General features: G+C 56.8%; 6 protein-coding genes. 2 read left to right on the top strand and 4 right to left on the bottom strand.

Annotation, left to right across the window (positions count from 1 at the left end; all coding sequences use genetic code 11):
- From ACF8AM_RS01500 to ACF8AM_RS01515, 4 genes are all read right to left on the bottom strand, one after another.
- Positions 1 to 1,254: DUF1549 domain-containing protein (locus ACF8AM_RS01500; RefSeq protein ID WP_392553933.1), on the bottom strand; the 1,254-nt coding region annotated here is incomplete at its 3' end.
- 15 nt (positions 1,255 to 1,269) lie between these two features.
- Complete coding sequence (locus ACF8AM_RS01505; protein ID WP_392553934.1) at positions 1,270 to 1,434, bottom strand: hypothetical protein; 165 nt, start codon at positions 1,432 to 1,434, stop codon at positions 1,270 to 1,272.
- Positions 1,421 to 3,094 (bottom strand): LamG-like jellyroll fold domain-containing protein, encoded by a 1,674-nt coding sequence (locus ACF8AM_RS01510; RefSeq protein WP_392553935.1) that lies wholly within the window; start codon positions 3,092 to 3,094, stop codon positions 1,421 to 1,423. The genes ACF8AM_RS01505 and ACF8AM_RS01510 overlap by 14 nt, the downstream gene beginning before the upstream one ends.
- Positions 3,091 to 3,651, bottom strand: coding sequence for a sigma-70 family RNA polymerase sigma factor (locus ACF8AM_RS01515; RefSeq protein ID WP_392553936.1), 561 nt, complete (start codon positions 3,649 to 3,651; stop codon positions 3,091 to 3,093). The genes ACF8AM_RS01510 and ACF8AM_RS01515 overlap by 4 nt, the downstream gene beginning before the upstream one ends.
- A 217-nt stretch (positions 3,652 to 3,868) precedes the next feature.
- On the opposite strand from ACF8AM_RS01515, the gene ACF8AM_RS01520 reads away from it, so the two are divergent.
- Together ACF8AM_RS01520 and ACF8AM_RS01525 are read left to right on the top strand one after the other, a co-directional pair.
- Complete coding sequence (locus ACF8AM_RS01520) at positions 3,869 to 4,318, top strand: PH domain-containing protein (protein WP_392553937.1); 450 nt, start codon at positions 3,869 to 3,871, stop codon at positions 4,316 to 4,318.
- Positions 4,315 to 5,496 (top strand): DEAD/DEAH box helicase (locus ACF8AM_RS01525; protein WP_392553938.1); only part of this gene is annotated, 1,182 nt, incomplete at its 3' end. The genes ACF8AM_RS01520 and ACF8AM_RS01525, both read left to right, overlap by 4 nt.

Genomic DNA, 5,496 nt, shown 5'->3' on the forward strand with positions numbered 1-5,496 from the left:
TCCATGTTCCTCGTACCACTTGCGGGCCGCTTCTTCTCGCTGACGAGTCAAACGATCAGCACGCGTTTTGGCGGATTCATACAAGGCCTGCGTTTGCTGTTTGCCCTCTTCGAACCCCGCCAAGTTTTCTTCGGGCAAAAACGGAGCTTCTGCTTCCACCGGTTGAGCCGTCGAAACCGCTGAATACATCCGGTAGTAGTCCTGTGTCGGCACGGGATCGAACTTGTGATCGTGGCACTTGCAGCAACGCATTGGCATTGAAAGGAACGACTGCCCGATGCTGTGCACCATGTCGTCTCGCAGAATTTGACGGGCTTCTTCGAGAGGCACCATGGCGGTGTCCCAAGGTCCCATTCGCAGGAACCCGGTCGCAATCAAAGCTTCAACGCGATCCGGATCATCGACCGGTTTGTCCGCATGCAACTCATCGCCTGCAATTTGCTCGATGATGAACTCGTTGTAAGGTTTGTCTTCGTTCAAACTGCGAATCACGTAATCGCGATATCGCCACGCGTTGGAACGTTCGTAGTCATTCGAGAAACCGCCTGTGTCGGCATAACGAACAACGTCCAACCAGTGCTGGGCCCAGCGTTCACCATAGTGAGGGCTGGTAAGCAACTCCTCGATCAAATCGTTCCACGCCGCTTCGGATTCCTTTTCCCATGCCGACAAGAACTCGCGTTTTTGCGTGGGAGTCGGTGGCAATCCCAACATGTCGAAGTACACGCGGCGGAGCAACGTGTTCGGATCGGCTTCGGCAGCCGGTTCCAAACCATTCTCTTCCAACTTCGCGTTGACGAACGCATCGACACTATCGTGTTCAAACTCGGTTCGACGAGGCAGGAATCCCCACACTTCATCCTTGTTGTATCTTCGATACGTCCACTCATCGCCTTGACCGCCACTGGTTGCCATCAGAACGCCATCTTCGTTCTCGGCGACCATGGATTCTTCCAAGCGAATTTCTTGCTGACGTTCTTCGCTCGGCCAGGGTGCACCGGCGTCGATCCACATGCGAACGATTTCGATTTGCTTCTCGTTCAGACGATCGTTCTCCTTGGGCGGCATTTCCAAGCCGTCCCAGTTGATCGCCCAAAAGAACGGGCTGTCTTCCGCATTGCCAGGAATGATCGCGGCTTCTTCTGATTCACCGCCACGCAACAACGCCTCGCGAGTGCGAACGTCATAATCGCCTTTGATGTCGTCGGTGTCGGTGCCATGGCAACCCAAGCATTTTTCAGTCAGCAAAGGCATGACCTTCAGCGTGAACTAACGCTCGATGTCTTCGGCGGAGTGATTGGGATCGCCGGTTGGATGAGTCACCTCCTGCGCGTGCACGATTGCACTGCCGTTCGACAGAAGCGAACCGCCGCCAATCAAAAGAGCAGCCAATGACGCATTAAGAAACTGCATCCATGAATCACGGTTTACCATGTTCAACCATTTCCTTGATTTCTGTGGGGGAAAGAGCAGCGGCGTAGATGGCCAGCTCGCCCATGCTGCCATTCAAATTTCGAATGGCAAAATGTTCTTCGGGTTCCAAAGGTGTGGACCAGTTCCCGATCGACGCCATTCCAATGCGAGTGGTGCGAACGAGCTGATGATCAGGGATGTTGTCCACACTGAGGACATCCCCGTTCAGATAATGAGTTGTTGTGCCGGCATCGATGTCATAAACCACTGCCAAATGCAACCATTGGCCGCTCAGCGATGGGTTCCAAAACGAAGGCGAAAGGGCGACATGGTGAGGCGGACCGACACTGGGTTCGTTCTCATCCCCCGACGTCGACGCTCGCACCGAAAAGTGCAACTGCCCCGTGTCAAGGATTTGCCAATGAGGCTCGCCCAACTGGTAACTGTCCGTCAAAAACAGCGAGTTGTACCAACGATCCAAGCTATCGATTCGAACCCACGTCGCCATCGTCAACGAACCGAATTCGCCAGGCACGTTCACGCGAACTCGGTCGCCGGGACGTTTGAATTGCAGGGCGGGTTTCGCGTCCCAGCGTCCACTCGTCACCGTCGCTCCTACAATCGCACCGTCCAAATCGGGCTTTCTGGGGACCGTGTCGTTGGTAAGAAAACGCTGGCCTTTGAGAGGTGAATCCATCGCGAAATAAGCGATCAATCGCGGGTCCTTTCGCAACGTTCCACTGTATTGGCGCCAACGTTGGTAGCGTTCGTTTTGCTGCGTTTCAGCCAATCGTTGAAGGCCCGCGGCGTCGACAAACCGATCGGGAGTCATGGGCGAGTTGACCAACCCGACCCCGGTCGCGCTGTTTCGCTGCAACGATTTGCCGGCCTCAACCAATTGAGGCTCGTCTTCGTCAACCTGCAATTCAACTTCGCCGTCGAACACTTGGACGTTGGAACCTTCTTCAGAAACTTCCAACCCAAATTCGGTTCCCAAATCAACGACTTTCATGTCTTGCGTCCGAACCACAAAACCTCGCGCCGCAGGAGGCACCTCGGCACGAATCCGGCCGTGGTGCATGATCGCTTCGGCGGCGGAGACCACTTCCATTTCCGCCGGACCGTGAAGCACCACCGTCGCACCGTTCAAAAATTCAATCTGTGCCCAGCCGGATTGCAACTGAACCGATCCAGGGTTCAGTGCCGCATTGACACTCAGCGAACGCGAAGACGTTTCACCGACGCCTTGGATCACAGCGTCTTTCGCGTTGACCAATTGAGTCACCACGGCAACGCCCGATGAAGTGGGCTCTTCCGCCGAGGCCCGCCCATTCACAGCGGGCTTTTCAGCGACCAGTTCAGCGGGCCGCGTTTCCAATTGCACCCAGCGGAACGTGACCGCGACCAACAACGCCGCCGCCGATGCGATCACCCAACGGTAGATTTGTCGCTCTGACCAAACCGACCGGTTCATCTCTCGCGGCACGACCGGTGCTTCGGTTTTCCATTGCGTTGGCGCCCCGTCTTGCAGGGCAACCGTCATCATCTGCCAACGAGCGAACTTGGCACGCGCCTCGGGATCTCGCCGCAACAATTCGTTCAACTGTTCGCGATCGGCGGGACCGAGCGTTCCTTCTTCGCTGGCCAGCAGCAATTCTTCAATCGATTGGGATGAACTCAAGAGGCACCTCCAGTTGCCAAGCGACGTTCGATGCATTCAGCCAATTGCCGGCGAACTCGCATCAAAGTCACGCGAACATTCGAGCTTCCTTGACTCATTGAATTTGCGATTTGATCGATGGTTTGGGATTCGAAGTAACGGTCTTGAATCATTTGCCGACGCTTTTCGGGCAACGAATTCAAACACTCCGATAGAGCGGACTGGATCTCGTGCAAACGTTCGGCTTCGGTTTCCACCTCCGTCGAAACCAACTCGGCAACATCCGCGTCCAGCAGGGACGGAGCCCGACGTTTGTCTCGCAGGTTCGACAGCACCTGCAAACGAGCGATTCCGAATGCCCACGGCAAAAACGGTTTGCCGACCTGGTAATCCGCTTTGCGTCGCCACAGCACCAAATTGGTTTCCTGCAACACGTCCGCGGCCCGATTCGCATCCCCCATCAAGGACTGGATGTAAGCCCCGATTCGCGGCTGATGCTCCGTCACCAATTGCACAAAGTGCTCCTCCGCTGATTCAGCGGTCAGGCGTTTGGCGGCGGGAGTCGGACGATCGGTCATGAACAGATTTTAATGGCGGGCATTTCGGTCTCACCAGCAATTGTGGCGAGATTCGTGTTCGTTACAAAAAAACCGGAATTTTCAATCAATAGTCGCTGAAAAAGCGAATTCCGGGGGAATTTTGCCCGAACCCACCCCGCCAATCACTCTCTTGGCATGGATGGAAGCAGCCTGTCCCTCCGGTCAACAAACGCCCTTTGGCTGGTAAACTGCTCGAATGAAAAACACCGCCCCGCTCGTCTACCCATCCGCCGTCGATCGATGGCTGCTCGTTCTTCTGCTCGCCCCGATTTTCCTGTCCATCGCGTTCGCCGCTTACCTTTTCAATGAAGGCCGTGCGGACGACGCCGGCACGATGACGTTGATGGCGGCTGCGATCGCGGCAGTGACCGGCGTGTTCACGATCCCGTGCCGCTACACTTTGCTGGACGATGCTCTCTCGATCCGTTGCGGGCTGATTTGTTACCAAGTCGCCTACACCGACATCACCGAAGCGGTGCCCTCCTCAACCTGGACCAGCGGGCCGGCCCTCTCACTGAAAAGGGTGGTCGTTCGCACAGCCAAACGCGAACACATCCTGTCCCCCGAACAACGAGAACGATTCATCGAAGAATTGTTGGCGCGAGTCGCCCAATCGATGGACCAACGTGAATCAGAGACAACGTGAATCAAAACCCCAATCGCCCCTCGAAGCCCAACAGCCCTGGGAAACTCAGCAGCCCGCTGAAACCGCACAGCCCCTCGCTGCCGAGCGACGTCGAACTGCCGCCCGTCGAACTCGCTGCGGCAGAAACCGGTGCGACCGATCCAGATCCGGCTCGCCAGGATTCTCGCCCAGCCGATCCACCGATCAAGATCGAGTACCCGGCTGAGCTACCAATCACGGCGCATCGCGATGCGATTGTGGACTTGCTGGCCGAACACCAAGTCCTGGTCGTCTGCGGCGAAACGGGTAGCGGTAAAAGCACGCAGCTTCCCAAGATGCTGCTCGATGCTGGCTTGGGCGAACACGGCATGATCGGGCACACCCAGCCCCGACGTTTGGCCGCCCGCAGCATCGCGACTCGCTTGGCGGAGGAAACCGAAACCAAACTCGGTGACGCGATCGGTTACCAAGTCCGCTTCGGCGATCAAACCAGCGATCGCACTAAGATCAAGTTGATGACCGACGGGATTCTGCTGGCCGAAACGCGAAGCGATCGCGACCTACGCAACTACAGCGCGATCATCATCGACGAAGCTCACGAGCGTTCGCTCAACATTGATTTCTTGATGGGCTACCTGCGGCAATTGATCGACCGCCGCCCCGAACTGAAAGTCATCATCACCTCAGCAACGATCGACGCCGAACGTTTCGCAGAACACTTTGGCACCTACTGCGAAGAAGCCGCCAGCGATCCTGACAACGAATCCAACGTCCTCCCGGCTCCGATTCTGCAAGTCGAAGGCCGCGGCTATCCCGTCGAACTGCGTTACCTTCCTTGGGAAGACGTCGCTGGCGAGGACGCTGAAGTCGACGGACGACACTACGATCTTTCCCGGCACGTCATCGGCGGGCTCGATTCGCTGTCCCGGGACGGCAGCGGCGACACGCTGGTGTTCTTGCCCACCGAACGCGACATTCGCGAAGTCAGCCATCGGGTTGCTGGTCACTACAAACGCATGGGGCTGACGAACCGAGTCGAACTGTTACCGCTGTACGCTCGCCTGCCTCAATCGCAACAACAAGCGATCTTTCACCCGAGCGGCAACAAACGCCGAATCATCTTCGCGACCAACGTCGCGGAATCCTCTCTGACCGTTCCCGGAATCCGATACGTGATCGATTCGGGCACCGCTCGAATC

It is taken from the genome of Rhodopirellula sp. JB055, from assembly GCF_043100905.1.
Classification (GTDB): Bacteria; Planctomycetota; Planctomycetia; order Pirellulales; family Pirellulaceae; genus Rhodopirellula.